Source organism: Alicyclobacillus fructus, assembly GCF_017329605.1.
GTDB classification, from domain to species: Bacteria; Bacillota; Bacilli; order Alicyclobacillales; family Alicyclobacillaceae; genus Alicyclobacillus; species Alicyclobacillus fructus.
This window is the reverse complement of record NZ_JAFMTY010000010.1, coordinates 72,481-89,858: the sequence shown is the minus strand read 5'-3', so window position 1 is coordinate 89,858 and position 17,378 is coordinate 72,481. Positions and strand designations below refer to the sequence as shown.

Below are 17,378 nucleotides of genomic sequence, written 5' to 3'. Positions count from 1 at the left end.
GGCCAGGGGCTTGTCTCTTCTCGCGGATTCACGGCGCGTACTTCCTGAACACCAGGCAGGCGTTGTGTCCGCCGAACCCAAACGAGTTCGAGAGCACCACGTTCACATCGGCCCGGCGGGCCTCATTCGGGACGTAGTCGAGATCGCAGTCGGGATCGGGTGTCTCGTAGTTCGTCGTCGGCGGGATCACGCCGTCGACGAGCGTCATCACGCACGCCACAGCCTCCACACCGCCGGCCGCACCGAGCAGATGACCCGTCATCGACTTGATGGAGCTCATCGCGAGCTTGTAAGCGTGATCGCCAAACAGCCGCTTCACCGCATAAGTCTCGATCCGATCATTGTACTCGGTGCTGGTCCCGTGCGCGTTGATGTAGTCGACGTCCGTCGGCGAGAGCCCCGCGTCTTCGAGCGCAGCCTTCATCGCCCGGTAGGCGCCGTCTCCCTCCGGGTCCGGTGCGGTGACGTGGTACGCATCGCCGGACATCCCGTAGCCGCAGATCTCGGCCAAAATGGTGGCGCCGCGCGCCAAAGCGTGATCCAGAGCCTCCAGGACGAGGATCCCGGCGCCCTCGCCCATCACGAAGCCGTCGCGGTTCTTGTCGAACGGCCGGCTGGCGCGCTGCGGTTCGTCGTTGCGCGTGGACAGGGCCTTCATGTTGCAAAAGCCCGCCAGCGCGAGATCCACCACCGCGGCCTCAGCGCCGCCCGCAATCATCACATCGGCCGCACCGCGCTGGATGATTTTATAGGCATCGCCGATCGCGTGCGAACCGGTCGCACACGCGGACACGGGGGAGCTGTTCGGGCCACGCACGCCGAATTCGATCGAGACTTGTCCAGATGCCATATCGCTGATCATCATCGGCACCAGGAACGGGCTCACGCGCTTCGGCCCGCGCTCGATAAGCGTCCGGTAGTTGGACAGCGTCGTGCTGATCCCGCCGATACCGGAGCCGATATACACGCCGATTCGGTCCCGGTTTTCGTCGGTGATCTCGAGCTTGGACTGCAGAATCGCCTCGTACGCGGCGTACAGCGCGTACTGCGTGAACAGGTCCATGTGCCGGAGTTCCTTTTTGTCGATATAGCGCTCTGGGTCGAAATCGTTCACCAAGCCGGCGATTTTACAGGGATATTCGGAGGTATCGAACCGGTCGATCTCCCGAATGCCCGACCTGCCGGAGAGCAGGCTGTCCCAAAACGCCGGGACGCTGTTGCCGACTGGAGAAACGACGCCAAGCCCCGTCACCACCACGCGTCGTGCCATGAATTCACCCCCCTACATAGCATAAAGCCCCGGCTCGCGCACGGGGACTATGCTACCCAGTTTTCGCACATCATCCCTGGTGCTGCTCGATGTATGTAACCACATCGCCGACCGTGCTGATCTTTTCAGCGTCCTCATCGGAGATCTCCATATCAAATTCGTCTTCCAGCTCCATGATGAGTTCGACGATATCCAGCGAGTCTGCACCGAGATCGTCCTTGAACGTCGCGTCCAAAGTCACCTTATCCTCATCGACATTGAGGCGATCCACAATGATCTTCTTCACGCGTTCAAACACGTCGTTTGCCATCGTCTCACCTCCTTTTGCAGTATACTACATGGCCATGCCGCCGTCGACAGCGAGAACTTGGCCCGTGATGTAGCGGGCCTTGTCGGACGTCAGGAACGCGACCGCGTAGGCCACCTCGTCGGCGTGCCCCGTCCTGCCGAGCGGGATGTGCGCCAGCAGATCCCGCATCCGCTCCTCGCCCAATTCGCGCGTCATGTCGGTGTCGATATAGCCGGGCGCGACGGCGTTGACCGTGATGTTGCGAGGTGCAAGCTCTTTCGCGGTCGCCTTCGTCAATCCGATGAGCCCCGCCTTGGCCGACGCGTAGTTGGCTTGACCTGCGTTGCCCATGATCCCCACCACGGAGGTGATGTTCACGATGGCGCCCCATCTCGCCTTCATCATCGGCCGCGCGACCTCGCGAATCAAATAAAACGCGCCGCGCAGGTTCGTGTCAAGGACCTGGTTGAAATCGTCATCGCTCATCCTCACCAACAGCCCGTCGCGGGTGATGCCGGCGTTGTTCACGAGGATGTCGATCCGCCCCATGGCCGCGAGCGCCTCCGACACGAGCCGCTTCGCCTCCTCGGGCCTCGACACGTCGGCCTGGATGGCCACGGCGCGGCGCCCAAGTCCCTCAATGGCGCGCACCGTCTCCGCCGCGAGTTCCGCGCCACCCCGGTAATTCACGACGACATCCTTGCCTTGCGCGGCAAGTTCGAGCGCAATCGCCCGCCCGATTCCGCGGGACGCACCGGTGACCAGAGCCACGCGAGCCTCACTCACGCTCATCACCTCCTCGCGTCAGGAGCGCGCACACCTCGTCGAGCGTCGCAGGGTCTTCTGCATGCGCGGTTTGCAACGACTTGTCAATCTTGCGCACCAAACCGCTGAGCACCGTGCCAGGCCCCAGTTCCACGACGCAATCGACGCCGAGCCGCTTCATCGAAAGGACGCAGTCCACAAACCGAACCGGCATGACAAGCTGTTTCTTCAGCGCATCGCGCAAATCGGAGGCCATCCGGCGCGGGTGGCCGTCCACATTCGCCACGACGGGCGTGTCGGCGTCCGCAAATTCCACCTCGTCCAACAGCTCGCCCAGCCGATCGGCCGCTGGCTGCATCAGACTCGAGTGGAACGGCCCGCTGACGTTCAGCGGCATGACGCGGCGTGCTCCTGCCTCTTTTGCCAACTCTGCAGCCCGTTCCACAGCTGCCTTCGCCCCGGATATGACGATCTGCCCTGGACAGTTCACGTTGGCGAGTTCGACCACTGCGCCGGTCTCCGCGCTGGCTTGCTCGCACACGCTGCGGAGCGGCTCCTCGTCGAGCCCAAGGACGGCCGCCATCGTGCCCTGCCCGGCGGGATACGCCTCATCCATCAGTTTGCCGCGTTGATATACGAGTTTCACCGCGTCCGCGAAGGCGATGCTTTTCGCCGCCACGAGCGCCGAGTATTCGCCCAGACTGTGCCCCGCCACGGCCACCGGTTGAATATCCACCCGATCGACGAGGGCTCGCCAGATGGCGACGCTCACGGTCAACAGAGCCGGCTGTGTGTAGTAGGTGAGGCGAAGCGTATCTTCCGGCCCTTGGAGGATGATGTCCGACAACTTCATGCCGAGCACGTCATCGGCTTCTTCGAGGAGCGCACGAGAGACAGGATATTCCTCAAAAATGGCGCGCCCCATGCCCACGTACTGGGCGCCCTGCCCCGGAAAGACGAATGCGACGTTCATGTTCGACCCTCTCCGAACTCCGAATTTGGCACAGACACACGGCGCTCACCCATCGCTGTCGTCAGCTTGTGCAGGAGATCATTTGCGATGAACTTCCGCGCCTGGGTGATGGCCATGAACCATGCGCGCGCGTTGCTGCTTCCGTGCGCTTTGAAACAACCGCCGTTCACGCCGAGAAAGGGCGCTCCGCCGTGCTCGGCCCAATCGTACCGGGCGCGCATCTGCCGCAGGCGCTTCCCCACGAGCAGCGCCGCAAGTCTGCCGCTCATGGTCTGGGTCAGGACGGTCCGGATGTCAGAAAACAGACCGAGCCCGATCCCTTCCGCCAGTTTCAGCACCACGTTGCCGACGAAGCCGTCACAGACGACCACGTCGGCGCATCCCGCCATCATCTCGCGGGCTTCGATGTTGCCGACGAAATTCAGCTGGGACTGCGACAGAAGCGCGAACGCCTGCTTCACCACCGCGTTGCCCTTCGAGTCCTCGGTGCCCACGTTCAACAGCGCGATGCGGGGCTTCTCGATATCGAGGACGTGACGCACGTAAGCATCCGCCATGTACGCGTAGCTCAACAAGTTTTCCGCCGACGCGTCCATGGTCGCGCCTGCGTCCAACAACAGCACCCCTCGCCCGTCGAACGTCGGCAGAATGGGCGCGAGTGCGGGGCGTTCCACCCCCGGCAATCTGCCGATGATCAGCGTACCCGCCGCCATGATGGCCCCCGTGTTGCCCGCAGAGACCATCACGTCCGCCTCTTTGTTCGCCACCAGCGTGGCGGCCATCACAAGGGACGAATTCGGCTTGCGCCGAACGGCCCGGACGGGTTCCTCGTCCCCCGCAATCACCACGTCGGTGTGGCGCACTTCGACATTGTCGGGCAGCTTCGCCCCTCCCAATTCCCGAATCCGCGCCTCATCGCCGATCACGATGAACTTCGTGTCGGTGTACAGAGCCGCAGCCTGGCACAGCGCTTGCATCGGGGCCTCCGGAGCGTAGTCGCCGCCCATCGCGTCCACGGCCATCGTGATCACTCGGTTTCCCCCTCGTTCATCGACTGCACCCCAGCGTGGGAAGGATCCTTGTACACCCAAATCACACCTTCCACCACGGTATCGTGGCCCACGTGGCTCACCGCCCGACAGCGCACGATCCCGCCGTGTTCTCCGATCACGTCAACTCTTGCTCGCACCGTCTCCCCCAGGCGCACAGGGCGCAGAAACCGCAGTTCCGTTTTGGCCGTCACTGCGAAGTCCGCATCCATGACCGCCACGGCGAGGGAATTGATTTGCGCGAACAGGACGTGGCCGCGCACGATCTGCGTGCGTTTGAACACATGGTTTATCTGAATCGTCAACTCCGATTCGGCGTGACGGTTCAATTCGAGCTTCGTGAGGCGCCCAATCAGGTCCTGTTCGTCGAGCGAACGCACCTGGTCCTGCCGGTCCGAAGCCATCCGCCGGATGCGCTCGCGGACCTCGGGGATGTGAAGCGCGCTGCGATCCAGCCGGATGGTCGCGACGCTCACCCCGAATTGTTCGGCCAATTGCTCGTCGGTCGCAAACGGATTCTGTTCCAGGAGTGCCACCAGCGCATACCGGCGCTCCGACTTTTTCAGTGCAGATACCCTCTTTCGACCCATCACGTTGCGATGATCCATGCCTCTTTCACCCGGCGCGGCCGCGCCGAGACGGAGATTCCCACTGAGTACACCTCATCATGATACCGAGAATTCCCGCGCCCGTCTATGTTGCAATCCGTCGAATGCGCGCGGCCCGCGTCGGACGATGCGAAAAGAGGCTGTCCACAACCGCGGTTTCCCTGCGCGGTGACGGACAGCCTCTAGACCTTTCGCTCACTTGACCGACAGAACGACTCGCCCTTTGTACGTACCGCAGCTCGTGCACGCATGATGCGGAAGCTTGTATTCACCACACTGGGGACAGGTGACCAGCGTCGGCTGCTCCAGCTTGAAGTGCGTACGGCGCTTGCGCTTTCTCGTCTTCGACACCCGGTGTTGTTGGACCGCCACAGAACCCACCCCCTTTTCCGCGTACCGCGCACTATCTTACTCCGAACCATGGTCGGAAAGCAAGCCCTTGAGCGCCTCCAGCCGCGGATCGATGGGCCGAAGGTCGCAGCCGCACGCCCCCAGGTTGCGATCGCGTCCGCATACGGGACACAGCCCCTGACAGGTTTCCTTGCAGAGCGGCCGATTGTCGATGGCCAAAAAGATGGCCTGCTCCAGCTCCGGCGTGACGTCCACGAACTCGTCGCCGACAAAGCGCACCTCGTCCTCGGCCTTGTGTTCGTCGGTCGTGTATCGCTCGTGAAAGGGCGCGGTCAGAGGACGCGCAAACTCGCCCAGACAGCGGGCGCACACGTAATGAACCACCGTGTCCAGCTCGCCGCGCACAACCACATACGGATGATGGTACGTGGCGTGCAAACGGACGTTGACATCGTCCAGCGACTCGATGTCCACCACTTCCTGAGCGATGCGCGGCAGCGACACGATCTCGGCGAGATCGAGCTCGCCCTCTTCCTTCAACCGTTCCACATCGATGTTCATCGGATGAACCCCTTTCTGCCGCGCCAGCGGACGCCGGCATTGCTGTTATGACACAAAGGCGCCCGCGCGGTCAATGGCATCCCAGATCCGGTCCAACTGCGCGACTGCCGCCTGATAGCCGAGATCGATGGCTTCAGCCGCCCGCTGAAACTGCGCGGTACCGATGTGCGCGACCTCCGGGACGATCGTCAGACTTGCGCCGCGATCGCGGGCTCGAAGGGCCTCGTCCTGCATCAGCTCGAGGCTCTGCATGATCACGTCCATGGCCGAGGTCGGCGGCGTTCCGCGCGGTGTCACCCCCACGTCGACCGCGATGACGAGATCGACGCCGAGATCCCAGCACGCCTGAACGGGCACCCGCTCGAGCACACCGCCGTCCACGTACACGGCGCCGTCCCGCACGACGGGCACAAACACGCCGGGAATGGAGATGCTTGCGCGGACGGCATCGGCGATGAGACCCGATCGGAACACCACCAACTGGCGTTGGATCAGATCGGTCGCCACAATCGCGAGCGGGATGGCGGTGTCGGCGAACGTCCCTTGGCGGGTCATGGTGGCCACCACCGCGCGCACCTTCTCTCCCTGGATAAAGCCCATCTTGGGAACGGTGAAGTCCAACCAGTGCCGGCGCCTCAAGTTCACGGCGAGCGCCCGCATGACGCGCGGAGGCACCCCCATCGCGTACACGCCAGCGACCAGCGCCCCCATGCTCGATCCGGCGATGGCATGGACAGGAACGCCGTGCTCCGCAAAGGCGAGCAACACGCCGACGTGCGCGAATCCCTTGGCTCCGCCCGAACCGAGGGCGACGCCGACCTTGACCCTCTTGGGCGATCCGTCCCGGTCAGGCATGGCGATTCGCCATTCCCTCCGCCCGCGCCGCAAGCGCCCGAGCGACGCGCGGCGTCACGAATCGCGTGACGTCGCCCCCGTGCATCGCGACGTCCTTGACGAGCGACGAGCTCACGAACGACCACTCGGGCGAGGTGGGGACGAAAAGGGTGACGAGATCGCCGTAGAGCGCGCGGTTCATGTGAGCCATGGCCATCTCGTTCTGAAGGTCGACGTGGTTGCGCACCCCTCGGACCACGCACTCGATCCCAGACGCCCTGCAATAGTCCACCAGCAGGCCGCTGAAGGCGTCCACGCGCACGTGCGGGAACGAAGCGACGGCGTCGCGAATCATTTCCAGCCGCTCGTCGAGATCGAACCACGGGCGCTTGGCCGGGTTGTGCAGGACCGCGACCACGAGCTCGCCGAACAGCGGCGCCGCCTGCGCGATCACGTCCAGATGCCCGAGCGTGATGGGATCAAAGGTTCCAGGGTACACGGCTTTGCGCATGCAGACCCCTCCTATATCTCTACGCCAGATCGGCCCTTGTAAATCCGGACGGAGATGTCGCCGTACCTGCGCGCTTTATGAAGCGAAAACTCGCCCACCTGATCGGGCAAATCGACGGAAGCAGGCACTTCGCACACGACGGCCCCGTCAACTCGTTCGGCGGGCAGCGCCAGAAGCACCGGTATCCACAGGTGTTCACGATACGGCGGATCCACAAACACGTACGAGGCGACGTCGCCTGACGCTTCGAAACGCCGAACCGCGCGCGCCCAATCCATGACCCAGACCTCGGCCTGCGCCAAGGCGCCGACCCGCTCGAGGTTGCGGCGAACGAGTCTGGCGGATTGGGGGTCCTTGTCGACGAAGATGGCGCGCGCCGCGCCCCGGCTCAAGGCCTCGATCCCGAGCGCCCCGGAGCCGGCGAACAGATCGAGCACCAATCCGCCCAGCTGGTGGGGTATCAGGTTGAACATCGATTCCTTGACGCGATCGGTGGTGGGCCGGACCGCGTCGCCTCTTGGCGCCTCAAGCGAAATGCCGCGCCAATTCCCGGCAATGACCCGCATAGCCGATCTCCTCTCGGATGAGCAGGACCACCTGTCTCTGCATCAACGTATCACAACTGGACGCAAGCGCCAACGGGACGTATACCCGTTCCTGGTTTTGGACATTCTGTGAATGACAACGGCGACAGCTGTTGTGGCAACCGAGTGCGAAGAGGCGATCCCCATCCACTCTTCCTCCGGTTTCTCCTCTCCCAGAACGCGTCAGGCCATCTGGCGCAGGGCCCCGCGCAAACCCGGGCGCGGGGCCTGTTTGATTTTCGCTTCGTCCGCCGCCCGCATGTCGCGCCTTCCGTCCGCTATAATCGTGTCAGGCATGTTGAGCCTTGGAGGACGGAGGCGATTCCCTTGTCACCCAACCCCCTCACCATTCGACAACAAGTGGCTCGACTCGGCCGGGATCTGTCCGCGTCCGCCTCGCTCGCGCAGTGGCTCGCCGCTGTCGAGCGGGAGAACGGACGGCTGAACGCGCTGCTCTGCGTGGCGACGGAAATCAGCCGCCAACAGGCCGCGGCCATCGATCAAATGGCGGCGCGATTCCCCGAAGGTTTGGGGCCTTTGGCCGGCATCCCGGTGAGCGTCAAGGATCTCATCGACACCTCGTTTCTCCCAACGACGTACGGGCACGGCCGCTTCCGGGAACACGTGCCGGATCGCACCGCCCTGTGCGTCACCAGGCTGCAGCGTTCCCACGCCCTCATCATTGGGAAAGCGCATCTGCACGAATTCGCGTTTGGCGTGACCAACGAAAATCCGCATTTTGGCCCTGCGCGAAACCCGCGCGATCCCGGGCGGATCACGGGGGGTTCGAGCGGCGGCAGCGCCGCCTCCGTCGTGGGCGGTATGGCTCAGGCGAGCGTCGGCACCGACACAGGCGGCAGCGTTCGAATCCCGGCTGCGCTCACGGGATGTGTCGGATTCAAGCCCTCCTACGGCCTGGTTCCCACCGATGGGGTCCTGCCCCTGGCGCCCTCGCTCGATCACGTCGGCACCCTCGCGAACTCGGTCGAGGACGCCGCGTGGGTCACCGCGATCATGGCCGACATCGATCCTGACGCCTGGCTCTCACTGCCAGCGCCTTGCGGCCGCGTCCGCGCGGCTGTGGTGCCGGATTTGGTCCGCCGGTTTGCGGCGCCGGAGGTCTCGGATTGGTTTGAAGCCCTGACCCACCTCTTGCAGAGCCGCGGCACCCTCGAAGTCGCCGGTTCCATCCAGCTGGACGCCGACGAGGTGGCTCGCCATCAGTCCAACATTTTGGGCGCGGAAGCGTATGCGACGCATCGCGCCTGGCTCGACGAGCACCGCGACGCGTACGGCGCCGATGTCCGCGAACGCCTGGAAGAGGGCGCCCGCGTGGACGCGTCGTCCTACGCCGAAAGTTTGCGATTTCGCGCCCGTTTTCGCGACACCGTCCGCCGTTGGTTTGCCCAATACGACTGCATTCTTCTCCCGACCACGCCCATCCCGGCCCCACGCTTGGGCGAGACGCACGTCCTGATTGCGGGGGAAGAGCGAGCCGTCAGGCCGTTGCTCACGCGATTCACGAATCCATGGAATCTGTCTGGCGCGCCAGCCATCTCCATCCCGGCCGGCCAGGTGAGTGGATTGCCGATGGGGCTTCAAATCGTGGGGAAACCGGACGGCGACGCCGACCTCATTCGCATCGCGCGCCGCATCGAGGCTGACCTTGCTTCGCACCTGCCTTAAAAAAGCGCCGTCAGCGGGTGCCGGTGACGGCGCCCGCGACGACGCTGAACGACTGAAGAACCCGCTCGTAATGACTGACGAGTTGTTTGCTCGGCCCTTCCCAATCCAGTTGCTCCGCGATGGCCAGGCCGCGCTGCCTGATAGCTTCCCTCCTCGCCTCGTCCCGCATCACGAGATCCACCGTGGCAATGAGCGACTCGGTCGAGTCGGGATCGAAGATGAAGCCAGCCCGGCCGTCTTCCAGCACCTCCCGCGTGGGCGGGCTGTCCGCCGCCACGATGGGCAGCCCGGCCGCCATGGCCTCAAACAGCACCAACCCAAGCGTCTCGGTGGTCGACGGAAACAGGAAGGCGTCCGCCGCACGGTAGGCCTTGGCGAGTTCCTCTCCGTGCAGATAGCCGGTGAAGTGGGTGCGCGTCCCGGCGAAGATCCGCTCGAGTTCAGGACGATGGGGTCCATCGCCGACGATGGCGAGATGCAGATCCGGCATGGCGTCGAGAACCGGGCGCATGCGCTCGATGTTCTTCTCCGACGCCAACCGGCCGACGTAGAGCAAGACGCGATCGCCCGGTTTCGCCTCGGGCGCGAGCCGCCGGCGCATCTCCTCGCTGAACGGGGCGCTGCGAAACAGCTCGACGTCGACACCTCGTTCCCACAGGGCCAGGTTTTGAAACCCTTGGCGCTCGAGCTCGCTGAGCGTCGCGCGCGACGTCGCGAGATTGAGATGCGCCCGATTGTGAAGGGTCCGAAAGTACCACCAGAGCAGCGGCTCGAGAAATTCCAGCTTGTAATGTCGCGCGTAGGCCGGCACATTCGTATGGTACGAAGCCACCAGGGGCAGGTGCGATTTCCACGCGTAGTAGATGCCCCCGATGCCCAGAAACGCCGGATTCACCACGTGAATGAGATCCGGGCGGAACGCGCGCAGGTGTTTACCGATGCGCGGCAACGGCAACGAGTACCGCTTTTCGGGATAGAGGATGAACGGCATCGCGGGGATCCCGACGATGGTTGCGGAAGCGTACCTCTCCGGCGATCCCGACGGGGCGAACAGCAACACCTCGTGGCCCTCGCGCTCCAAATACTTCAGCGTGGCACAGAGCCTCGTGACAATCCCGTCGGTCGACGGCAGAAACGTCTCCGTAAACATCGCGATCCTCATGCTCACCGTTACCTCCAGGTCACTTTCGGGCGGATCACATCGAAGTCGACGCGATCGCGGTACCGCTGCGCCGTCTGGATGAGCTCGCGAATCAGCTCGTCCGACAGGTAGTGCGGCTTGAGGCCGAGGTCGAGGAGCTTGGTGTGCACCGCGTTGTAGTAGTGCTCCTCCTTCTCGACGCGCGGATTGGGCAGATGTTCGATCTCCGCGTCCAGGCCCATTTCACGCGCCACCTTCTGCACGCGCTCGGCCAGTTGCAGCACGGAGAACTGCTCCGTGAACTGGTTGAAGACGCGGAATTCGCCGCGATCCGCGGGATGAAGCGCCGCGAGTTCAATGCACTGGAGCGTGTCCCGGATGTCGAGGAACGCCCGCGTCTGTCCGCCCTTTCCGTACACGGTGAGCGGATGGCCGACCGCAGCCTGCACGCAGAAGCGGTTCAGCGCAGTTCCAAACACGCCGTCGTAGTCGACGCGGTTGTACAACCGCTCGTCCCGGCGCGTTTCGTCCGTCCAAAGCCCGTACACCACGCCCTGATTCAGATCCGTGGCCCGAATGCCCCACGACTTGCAAGTAAACATGATGTTGTGGCTGTCGTGCACCTTGGAAAGGTGATAGAACGAGAAGGGCTGCTTCGGATACGGGAGGACGTCCTCGCGCCCTTTGTGCTGAATTCGGATATACCCCTCTTCGATGTCGATGTTGGGGGTTCCGTACTCGCCCATTGTGCCCAATTTGATGAGATGGCAGTCCGGAACAGTCTCTTTCATCGCGAACAGCACGTTGAGCGTGCCCACCACGTTGTTCACCTGGGTGAACACGGCGTGATCGCGGTCGATCATCGAGTACGGAGCGGAGCGCTGCTCGGCAAAATGGACAAACGCCTCCGGCTCGAAGTCCTCGAACACGTGTCGGACAAATTCATAATCCTGAAGATCGCCGTAGTACAGCTTGATCTCCTTGCCCGAAATCTCTTTCCACGCCGCGAGACGCTCCTGGATGGTGGCGATGGGCGTCAACGAGCGGGTCCCAAGTTCCTTGTCCCACTCGCGGCGAATGCAGTTGTCGACGATGGCCACCTCGTGACCGCGCTCCGAGAAATGAAGCGCCGTCGGCCACCCACAAAACCCGTCACCGCCAGCAATGATAATCTTCACGTTATGTCTTCACCCCAACATTCCGCTAGCACTACTGACTTCCTTACCAATGTACAAGTTTTCGATCGGCGCAGCAAGTACGAGGTTCTACCGAGTCATTTCAATCCATGGATACAACTGCTATTTTCTGCCCCATGCGCACCCCTTCTCCCGGTTGCACGGTCCATTTCAGTTCCCAAGACGGAGGGAACAACACCACCACGGTCGAGCCGAGCGCGAAGTGACCGATTTCCTCGCCCCGTCGATAGGCGCGATCCGGCATCAGCTCCAGGCGGCCTCCTCGGCTCACCGCGTATCGCAAGTGGATGGTGCCCACGCCACAAGCACCGACCATCACCATGGCGAACGGGCCCATCGGCGTGGAAAACCGCGTCACAACCCGCTCATTTTGCGCGAGCAGTCCTGGAATCGCCTTGGTGGACGCAGGATTGACCGGGAACAGCTTGCCCGGGATTCGCCACACGCGCTCCGGCCTGCAGTCCACCGGGGCGTGAATGCGGTGATAGTCGCGCGGGCTCAGGTACACCGTCACCACGTGGCCGCCCGACAACTCCTCTGCGAGATGTGGATCCTGGACGAGTTGCGTCAGATCGAACAGCGCACCCTTGACCAAGAGGCGATGGTGCCCATCGAGACGCCCGATCTCGCGGACCAGGCCGTCTGTTGGCGACGTGATCCCGTCCTCAATCGGCCTCGCCCCTTGCCTGAGCTGGCGGGCGAAAAACTCGCCAAGCGTGCGATAGTCGGACACGTCTCCCGCCACGTCACGAAGTTCGATGTTGTAGTGGCGTATAAACCAAGGAATGGCCCGACGGCTGAGGGCCGAACCGACAAAGCGGCGAAGACACATGGTGTACGCGCGTTTGGGGAAGGCGTACAAGGCCGCTCTCGTTATACGAATATGCCATCCCGCCTCTCACATGCATTGCCCGATCACGTCTCATTATAGTGCGCGAGATGGCGTTTCATCATGGAACGAGGGCTGGCCTGAGCCAACCCTCGTTCGTCGCCTCGCTTAGTGACCCGCAAGCTGTTGCTCGGCGTAGGCGACCAAGCGCTTCGTGATCTCGCCGCCCACCGAACCGTTCTGGCGAGCCGTCGTGTCGGGGCCCAGCTGAACGCCGAACTCCGTCGCGATCTCGTACTTCATCTGGTCCAGCGCGCGATTGGCGCCTTGCACAAGCACCTTGTTGCTGCTGTTCTGGTTTGCCATCACCCTTCACCTCCCCTTGGTGTACCGTAGTATGTTCGGGGGAGATGGAATTATAGGTGTAACTTCAATCCACTCATGGAGGGATCAATCTCGATACGAAACCTTGTCCACCGCCTCTTTCAGCGCCTCGCGCAGTCCCTCGGCCCACGGAGCGTACCAAAAGTCGTCGCGCTGGACGAGATGCGACGCCTCTTCGCGCGCCACCTCCATGATCCGGTAATCGCGGGCGAGATCGCCGAGGGCAAACTCAGGAAGCCCGCTTTGCTTCAAGCCGAACAGTTCGCCTGGTCCGCGCAATTCCAGATCGCGCTCCGCGATTTCGAAGCCGTCGGTCGTTTGGAGCATCGTTTCAATCCGCGCGCGGGCCGCCTCGGTCGACGCCTCGTGAACGAGCACACAGTAGCTCTGATGGGGGCCGCGTCCGACCCGTCCGCGCAATTGATGCAGTTGGGCCAAGCCGAAACGCTCCGCGCCGTAGATGGCCATGACGGTGGCATTCGGGACGTCGATACCGACCTCGATCACGGTCGTTGCGACAAGGGCGGCGACGGCGCCGGCGCGAAACTCGCGCATCATGCGCTCTTTGTCGGCGGTCGACATCCGCCCGTGCAGGAGCTCGACGCGAAATCCCGCCAAGTGCTCCGCCACGCGGCCGTAGAGCTCGGTGATGGACGTCACGTCGTCGCGATCCGACGCCTCGATGGCAGGTGCCACGATATAGGCTTGATGCCCGCGCGCCAACTCCCTGCGGATGAGGCGCAGCGCGGCCTCGTCGTCCTGCGCCGGAACCGCGATGGTCTGAATGGGCCTTCGGCCCTTCGGCAGCTCGTCCAAGACGGAAACGTCCATGTCGCCGTAGATGGCGAGCGCGAGTGTCCGCGGGATGGGCGTGGCCGACAGCATGAGCACGTCAGGCGCGCGGCCTTTTTCGCGAAGTTTGGCGCGCTGCGCCACCCCGAACCGATGTTGTTCATCGGTGACGAGCAGGGCGAGATCGCGGAACTCGACGCCGTCCGACAGGAGCGCATGCGTGCCGACCGCGAGCGAAACTTCGCCGGAGGCGAGGCCGGACAAGACGCGATCGCGCTCCCGCCCTGTCACCGATCCGGTCAAAAGCTCCACGCGCACACCGGCCGGCTCGAGGAGTTGCCGAGCGAGCCGCGCGTGCTGTTCCGCGAGGATTTCGGTCGGCGCCATGAGGGCGGACTGTCCGTGGGCCATGTGCACCGCGTAACACGCGAACAGGGCAACCCACGTCTTCCCTGAGCCCACGTCGCCCTGAATGAGGCGCGCCATCGGCGCGGGGCGCTGAAGGTCTCGAAGGATGTCCTCACACGCCCGCCGCTGGGCGGCTGTCATGGGTCCGGGTAACAGCGCTTCGAACGCGGCGAGCGCGTCGTCTGGAACGGGTTGAGCGCGCCCCGAAGGTTGTTCGCGCCGCGCCCGAAGCCACTGGAGCTGAATTTGAAACAAAAGAAACTCCTCGAACACCAACCGTCGCCGCGCCTGCCGGACGTCCTCGCGCGATTGTGGGCGATGGATGCCGACAAGCGCCTCGCGATGGCTCCACAGTTTGTATTTGCGCGCGAGAGCGTACGGCAGCGACTCGGCAATTTGATCCCCGTACTGCTCCAACGCCTTGAGAATCAGTTGATGGATGGCCTTCGTCGAAATCTCTTTGCTGGCGCGATACACAGGCACCAGCGAAGTCGGCGAGGCTCCGGTGTCGAAGGAGGTCTCGCTGACGACCAAACGGCGCAGGGATTCGTTCCATTTCCCGGTGACCACGATGAAACGCCCGTCGGACAGCTTGGCGCGCAGATAATGTTGCGAAAACCAGAGACAGATGACCGGGTGTTGGCCGTCCACGCGGACGCGAGCCGTCATGATGGACTTCGAGCCGCGCCACCGCACTTGCACGGGCCCTTCGACGATCGCCCGGGCGGTGACGCGATCGCCGTCGCGCCATTCGGGAAACGGCTTCTCCAGCCGTTCGTCGTAACGAAAGGGGTACGTGTGAAGCAAATCGTCGACCGTCTGAATGCCGAGTGCTTCGAGTGCGCGTTCCTTCTGCGGGCCCACGCCCGGCAGAGCGCGCACGGACAGCGATCTGAGCGACAATGCGCCGCCCTCCCCGTGTCAAAGCCGCCATACCGCGGCGCAACTCTGCCCCATTGTACTATACCCACGAGGACGCCTGGAAGAACGGTTGCGGGATTCTCGGAGAATATGCTAAGCTAGGCGAGGTTCATCACGCCCAAGCCTTCGCGTGAGGCTTCCTTTCCATACAATCAAAGGAAACGGAGGTGCTCGAATGGCTCGCCGTTGTGAAGTTTGCGGTCGGGGTCCACAGGTCGGTAACAAGATCAGCCACTCGCACATCCTGACGAAGCGGCGTTGGTACCCGAACTTGCAGACGGTGCGCGCCGAGGTGAACGGCTCTGTGAAGCGCATCCGCGTCTGCACTCGTTGCCTGAAAGCGGGTAAGGTGAAACGCGCCATCTGAGAAAGAAAAAAGCACCGTGCAGGTGCTTTTTTCTTTTTATGATGGGTTCGCATCCGTGCGCTTGTGCTGCGCGTCACTCGTCCTTCGTGAATGTGCTGAGCACAGCTTTCACAATTCCTCCCAGGAAGCGCGGCAATTTGATCGTATAGACCTTCACGACCTCTACCCCCCTCGAACAACCTGCGCCATTGTCGGAGCGGAGTCTGACTCGCCGCAAGTCCCGCTCTGCCTCGAGGGCATAGGCGTCTGTCGCTAGCTATGTATATGCGCCCCCTGTCGAAATGTGCCAGGACGAGCTTGAAATTCGCATTACTCGCGAAGCGCCGCGCGCAACGCCTCAATGGCGCCGGCGCGATCGAGCTCGTCGAACACGGCCGATCCGGCGACAAACACGTCTGCGCCCGCTTCCCTCGCTTGCCGAATCGTTCCCGGATGGATGCCTCCGTCCACCTGCACATGCACGTCGTGGCGTCCGGCGTCATCCAGCATGCGCCGAACCTCGGCCACCTTGGCCAACGTGCTGGGAATGAGCGACTGGCCGCCGTAGCCAGGATTGACCGTCATCACGAGGACGAGATCGACGTCGGCCAACAGATACGACAACCCGTCCGGAGACGTGCCTGGATTCAGCGCCAAACCCGCCTTGCGCCCGGATTCGCGGATCATCTGCAGCGCGCGATGCACGTGCGGTGTCGCCTCGTAGTGCACCGTGAGGAGGTCGGCCCCCGCATCGACGAAGGCCGAGATCCAGCGCTCGGGCGCATCGACCATCAGATGCACGTCGAACGTGGCCTGCACGTGGCGCCTGAGCGCCTTCACGACGGGCGGCCCCAGCGTCAGATTGGGGACGAAATGGCCATCCATGACATCGATGTGGATCCAGTCACACCCGGCTCGAATCACGTCTTCGACTTCATCCCGCAACCTGGCGAAATCCGACGACAAAATGGAGGGAGCAATCACCGGTGTTCTCATCAGTATGCGCTCAACTCCTGTTCGCGGGCTTCCTCGTACAACTGTTTGTACGATGCGTAGCGACTGGCGGGCACCCGCCCCTCCGCCACCGCTTGCTTGACGGCGCAGTGGTCCTCATCCAGGTGAAGGCAATCACGGTACGCGCAGTCCTCGGCCAAGGCGCGAAATTCCGGAAAGTGAAGCCTCACCTCGCGCGAAGGCACGGGGATTTGCAATTGGCTGAACCCTGGCGCATCCGCGATCCACGTGGTGTCGTCGAGCCGAACCAGTTCGACATGGCGCGTGGTCTGTCGCCCTCTGCCGATCTTTTCGCTCACTTCCCCGGTCTTGAACGAGATGCCCGGCGCCAGGGCGTTGGCGAGCGTCGACTTGCCCGCGCCGGAAGGTCCCGCGAGCACCGTGACCCGCCCCACAAGGCGCGCTCGAACCACTGCGACGCCTTCGCCGCGTTTGGCGGCGACGGCGACCGCTTCATACCCCAGGCGCTGATAGGTCTCGACGGTCGCAGAAACGCGATCGGGCGACGCCAGGTCCGCCTTGGTGAATGCGACGGTTGGTTCCACGCCCGCGACACTCGCTTGAAGCAAGGTCTTATCAAGCATATAGAAGTTCAAATCCGGCGTCACGAAGGAACAGGCGACCACGACGTGATCGACGTTGGCGATGGGCGGGCGGATGAGCATCGTCCGCCGGGGAAGCACTTCGCGTATGATGCCCTCCTGGGAACCGACGGGTTCGTAGCGGACAAAATCCCCCACCAGAACCGTCGTCCCCTTGACCTTGAACACGCCGCGCGCCCGGCACCGCCGAACGCATCCTTCGTCAAACACGTCAAAGAATCCGCTGATGGCGCGAATCACACGCCCTTCTCTCACCGCGCTCCC

21 protein-coding genes are annotated in these 17,378 nt (G+C 63.2%); 2 read left to right on the top strand and 19 right to left on the bottom strand.

Annotated features, from left to right (window positions below; all coding sequences use genetic code 11):
- Positions 1–28 precede the first annotated feature (28 nt).
- The 11 genes from fabF to rsmD all read right to left on the bottom strand — a co-directional run bounded on the left by fabF (position 29) and on the right by rsmD (position 7,777).
- A complete protein-coding gene (gene fabF / locus J3481_RS07110) occupies positions 29–1,270 on the bottom strand; it encodes a beta-ketoacyl-ACP synthase II (RefSeq protein WP_206831181.1) in 1,242 nt (413 codons plus the stop codon).
- A 70-nt stretch (positions 1,271–1,340) separates the two neighbouring features.
- Entirely contained in the window at positions 1,341–1,580 is a 240-nt protein-coding gene (acpP, locus tag J3481_RS07105) for an acyl carrier protein (RefSeq protein WP_008340535.1), read from the bottom strand.
- A gap of 24 nt (positions 1,581–1,604) precedes the next feature.
- Entirely contained in the window at positions 1,605–2,345 is a 741-nt protein-coding gene (gene fabG / locus J3481_RS07100; RefSeq protein ID WP_206831182.1) for a 3-oxoacyl-[acyl-carrier-protein] reductase, read from the bottom strand.
- Positions 2,338–3,297 carry an ACP S-malonyltransferase gene (gene fabD / locus J3481_RS07095; protein ID WP_206831183.1) on the bottom strand — a complete coding sequence of 320 codons (960 nt, stop codon included), beginning with the start codon at positions 3,295–3,297 and terminating at the stop codon, positions 2,338–2,340. The genes fabG and fabD overlap by 8 nt, the downstream gene beginning before the upstream one ends.
- Positions 3,294–4,328 (bottom strand): phosphate acyltransferase PlsX, encoded by a 1,035-nt coding sequence (gene plsX / locus J3481_RS07090; RefSeq protein WP_206831184.1) that lies wholly within the window; start codon positions 4,326–4,328, stop codon positions 3,294–3,296. Before plsX ends, fabD begins: the two co-directional genes overlap by 4 nt.
- Positions 4,325–4,954 carry a transcription factor FapR gene (gene fapR, locus J3481_RS07085; protein ID WP_236011343.1) on the bottom strand — a complete coding sequence of 210 codons (630 nt, stop codon included), beginning with the start codon at positions 4,952–4,954 and terminating at the stop codon, positions 4,325–4,327. The genes plsX and fapR overlap by 4 nt, the downstream gene beginning before the upstream one ends.
- Before the next feature lie 195 nt (positions 4,955–5,149).
- The gene (rpmF, locus tag J3481_RS14670) at positions 5,150–5,326 is read right to left on the bottom strand and encodes a 50S ribosomal protein L32 (protein WP_008340528.1); all 177 of its coding nucleotides are present in this window, start codon (positions 5,324–5,326) and stop codon (positions 5,150–5,152) included.
- A gap of 36 nt (positions 5,327–5,362) precedes the next feature.
- Complete coding sequence (locus J3481_RS07075; RefSeq protein WP_206831185.1) at positions 5,363–5,866, bottom strand: YceD family protein; 504 nt, start codon at positions 5,864–5,866, stop codon at positions 5,363–5,365.
- Between the two features lie 45 nt (positions 5,867–5,911).
- Positions 5,912–6,721 carry a patatin-like phospholipase family protein gene (locus J3481_RS07070; protein ID WP_206831186.1) on the bottom strand — a complete coding sequence of 270 codons (810 nt, stop codon included), beginning with the start codon at positions 6,719–6,721 and terminating at the stop codon, positions 5,912–5,914.
- Positions 6,714–7,211, bottom strand: coding sequence for a pantetheine-phosphate adenylyltransferase (coaD, locus tag J3481_RS07065; RefSeq protein ID WP_206831187.1), 498 nt, complete (start codon positions 7,209–7,211; stop codon positions 6,714–6,716). The genes J3481_RS07070 and coaD overlap by 8 nt, the downstream gene beginning before the upstream one ends.
- Before the next feature lie 11 nt (positions 7,212–7,222).
- Complete coding sequence (gene rsmD / locus J3481_RS07060) at positions 7,223–7,777, bottom strand: 16S rRNA (guanine(966)-N(2))-methyltransferase RsmD (RefSeq protein WP_206831188.1); 555 nt, start codon at positions 7,775–7,777, stop codon at positions 7,223–7,225.
- A gap of 345 nt (positions 7,778–8,122) precedes the next feature.
- Here rsmD and J3481_RS07055 point away from each other — a divergent pair, with 345 nt between their 5' ends.
- On the top strand, positions 8,123–9,481 hold the full coding sequence (locus J3481_RS07055; protein ID WP_236011342.1) for an amidase: 1,359 nt from the start codon (positions 8,123–8,125) through the stop codon (positions 9,479–9,481).
- A gap of 10 nt (positions 9,482–9,491) precedes the next feature.
- Here the strand turns inward: J3481_RS07055 and J3481_RS07050 are convergent, their stop codons facing one another.
- From J3481_RS07050 to recG, 5 genes are all read right to left on the bottom strand, one after another.
- Positions 9,492–10,643 (bottom strand): glycosyltransferase family 4 protein, encoded by a 1,152-nt coding sequence (locus tag J3481_RS07050; protein ID WP_206831262.1) that lies wholly within the window; start codon positions 10,641–10,643, stop codon positions 9,492–9,494.
- Between the two features lie 8 nt (positions 10,644–10,651).
- The gene (locus tag J3481_RS07045) at positions 10,652–11,800 is read right to left on the bottom strand and encodes an NAD-dependent epimerase/dehydratase family protein (RefSeq protein WP_206831189.1); all 1,149 of its coding nucleotides are present in this window, start codon (positions 11,798–11,800) and stop codon (positions 10,652–10,654) included.
- 100 nt (positions 11,801–11,900) lie between these two features.
- Positions 11,901–12,680: an archaetidylserine decarboxylase gene (gene asd, locus J3481_RS07040; protein WP_206831190.1), complete on the bottom strand. Its 780-nt coding sequence runs from the start codon at positions 12,678–12,680 to the stop codon at positions 11,901–11,903.
- Positions 12,681–12,815: 135 nt separating this feature from the next.
- Positions 12,816–13,013, bottom strand: coding sequence for an alpha/beta-type small acid-soluble spore protein (locus tag J3481_RS07035; RefSeq protein ID WP_067851242.1), 198 nt, complete (start codon positions 13,011–13,013; stop codon positions 12,816–12,818).
- Positions 13,014–13,097: 84 nt separating this feature from the next.
- Positions 13,098–15,134, bottom strand: coding sequence for an ATP-dependent DNA helicase RecG (gene recG / locus J3481_RS07030; protein WP_206882442.1), 2,037 nt, complete (start codon positions 15,132–15,134; stop codon positions 13,098–13,100).
- Positions 15,135–15,327: 193 nt separating this feature from the next.
- Here recG and rpmB point away from each other — a divergent pair, with 193 nt between their 5' ends.
- Positions 15,328–15,519 (top strand): 50S ribosomal protein L28, encoded by a 192-nt coding sequence (gene rpmB, locus J3481_RS07025; RefSeq protein WP_067849834.1) that lies wholly within the window; start codon positions 15,328–15,330, stop codon positions 15,517–15,519.
- A 73-nt stretch (positions 15,520–15,592) separates the two neighbouring features.
- Here rpmB and spoVM read toward each other — a convergent pair whose 3' ends face one another.
- The 3 genes from spoVM to rsgA all read right to left on the bottom strand — a co-directional run bounded on the left by spoVM (position 15,593) and on the right by rsgA (position 17,369).
- Positions 15,593–15,676, bottom strand: a complete 84-nt coding sequence (spoVM, locus tag J3481_RS14945) for a stage V sporulation protein SpoVM (protein ID WP_035469379.1) — start codon at positions 15,674–15,676, stop codon at positions 15,593–15,595.
- Between the two features lie 152 nt (positions 15,677–15,828).
- On the bottom strand, positions 15,829–16,494 hold the full coding sequence (gene rpe / locus J3481_RS07015; protein ID WP_206831192.1) for a ribulose-phosphate 3-epimerase: 666 nt from the start codon (positions 16,492–16,494) through the stop codon (positions 15,829–15,831).
- Positions 16,494–17,369, bottom strand: coding sequence for a ribosome small subunit-dependent GTPase A (rsgA, locus tag J3481_RS07010; protein WP_206831193.1), 876 nt, complete (start codon positions 17,367–17,369; stop codon positions 16,494–16,496). The genes rpe and rsgA overlap by 1 nt, the downstream gene beginning before the upstream one ends.
- Positions 17,370–17,378: the final 9 nt, after the last annotated feature.

What these genes read in the sequence shown, in the direction of transcription:
- fabF (WP_206831181.1), bottom strand. Translation starts at nt 1,270, where the DNA reads ATGGCACGACGCGTGGTGGTGACGGGGCTTGGCGTCGTTTCTCCAGTC.
- acpP (WP_008340535.1), bottom strand. Translation starts at nt 1,580, where the DNA reads ATGGCAAACGACGTGTTTGAACGCGTGAAGAAGATCATTGTGGATCGC.
- fabD (WP_206831183.1), bottom strand. Translation starts at nt 3,297, where the DNA reads ATGAACGTCGCATTCGTCTTTCCGGGGCAGGGCGCCCAGTACGTGGGC.
- fapR (WP_236011343.1), bottom strand. Translation starts at nt 4,954, where the DNA reads ATGGATCATCGCAACGTGATGGGTCGAAAGAGGGTATCTGCACTGAAA.
- J3481_RS07075 (WP_206831185.1), bottom strand. Translation starts at nt 5,866, where the DNA reads ATGAACATCGATGTGGAACGGTTGAAGGAAGAGGGCGAGCTCGATCTC.
- J3481_RS07070 (WP_206831186.1), bottom strand. Translation starts at nt 6,721, where the DNA reads ATGCCTGACCGGGACGGATCGCCCAAGAGGGTCAAGGTCGGCGTCGCC.
- coaD (WP_206831187.1), bottom strand. Translation starts at nt 7,211, where the DNA reads ATGCGCAAAGCCGTGTACCCTGGAACCTTTGATCCCATCACGCTCGGG.
- rsmD (WP_206831188.1), bottom strand. Translation starts at nt 7,777, where the DNA reads ATGCGGGTCATTGCCGGGAATTGGCGCGGCATTTCGCTTGAGGCGCCA.
- J3481_RS07050 (WP_206831262.1), bottom strand. Translation starts at nt 10,643, where the DNA reads ATGAGGATCGCGATGTTTACGGAGACGTTTCTGCCGTCGACCGACGGG.
- J3481_RS07035 (WP_067851242.1), bottom strand. Translation starts at nt 13,013, where the DNA reads ATGGCAAACCAGAACAGCAGCAACAAGGTGCTTGTGCAAGGCGCCAAT.
- rpmB (WP_067849834.1), top strand. Translation starts at nt 15,328, where the DNA reads ATGGCTCGCCGTTGTGAAGTTTGCGGTCGGGGTCCACAGGTCGGTAAC.
- rpe (WP_206831192.1), bottom strand. Translation starts at nt 16,494, where the DNA reads ATGAGAACACCGGTGATTGCTCCCTCCATTTTGTCGTCGGATTTCGCC.